This window comes from Gilliamella sp. Occ4-3 (assembly GCF_001690675.1).
Classification (GTDB): domain Bacteria; phylum Pseudomonadota; class Gammaproteobacteria; order Enterobacterales; family Orbaceae; genus Gilliamella; species Gilliamella bombi.
Genome location: NZ_LZHR01000010.1, coordinates 1 through 338 on the forward strand (window position 1 = coordinate 1; position 338 = coordinate 338).

The following is a 338-nucleotide window of genomic DNA, read 5'->3' on the forward strand; positions in this document are numbered from 1 at the left end:
ATGGTTCCATTGATAGCCGAGCTTTCTGATACGATTAAAGCATTTAGGAAAGCCCCAGCGTAAATGCCGGTCTGTGATAGCATTCAATACCGAAACAATCACCGAATCATCCTGTAACTTAGGTTGATAATAGTAAGCACAACGGCTTAAGCCAACAATGGCACAACTCATAGCAATAGTAACTGAATGATTTTGTTGTAGTTGCTGTGCCAACGTTTTACGTGCCTTTGTGGGCACTAAAGCTTTTTTATGATTTCTTCCTGAAGCTGTGATTTTAAGCTAAGCTCGGCAAACATCTGCTTAAGTTTGCGGTTTTCAGCCTCCAGCTCTTTTAAGCG

General features: G+C 41.4%; 1 pseudogene. It reads right to left on the minus strand.

What is annotated here, in order from left to right:
• Positions 1–237 (minus strand): annotated as a pseudogene (locus tag A9G44_RS00875) (IS3 family transposase); the annotation flags it as partial.
• Positions 238–338 lie beyond the last annotated feature (101 nt).